Here is a 632-nt window from a genome sequence, read left to right as displayed (position 1 = left end):
GCCACCGAGGTCTTCTTCAACCTGACGCAGGCCGAGGTGGGCCGCGCGGTGCGCCGCGAGCGCGACCGCCCCCGCCACCGCCCAGGGGAGCAGGTCGGACCGCCGGCCGCGCCAGATCGGCACCAGGAGCGACAGCAGCGTCGCCGTCGCCGCGAAGAACAACGGGTGGCCCGGCGGCAGCCGCACCAGCGCGCCCAGGCTGTGCCCGACCGCGCACATGACGAGCCAGTTCGCCAGCATGGTCAGGCTGGCGCCGAGCAGGAAGCCGGGGTCTCGCCGCCCCGCGCGCATCTCGGCGACCGTCAGCGCGAAGGAATTGTCCACCAGCACGGCCAGCGTTCCCCACAGCCGCCAACCCTTCAAGCGATCCAGCACCGGGGCGAGGGCCGCGCCCATCGGCGCCATGCGGAGGTTCACCACCAGCACGGCGAGGCCGGCCGCGAGGACCGGCGCCGGGTCGGACCACAGCTCCAGCGCGACGAGCTGGCTGGTGCCGGCGAAGACCAGGCCGCTCATCAGCAGGGTTTCGAGCAGCGACAGGCCGCGCGCGTCCGCCACCACGCCGACCACCAAGCCGAAGGGCGCGAGCCCGATGGTGATGGCGAAGGCCGCCCGCGCGCCGCGGCGCAGGC

At 74.8% G+C, this 632-nt stretch carries 1 protein-coding gene; it reads right to left on the bottom strand.

Annotated elements, in window-relative coordinates; translation table 11 throughout:
• The coding region (locus tag ABD067_RS21880) for an AzlC family ABC transporter permease (protein ID WP_343897532.1) at positions 1-632 on the bottom strand (632 nt) is incomplete at both ends.

The organism is Craurococcus roseus (assembly GCF_039523795.1).
Lineage (GTDB): Bacteria > Pseudomonadota > Alphaproteobacteria > Acetobacterales > Acetobacteraceae > Craurococcus > Craurococcus roseus.
This window is presented reverse-complemented; position numbering and strand designations above follow the sequence as displayed.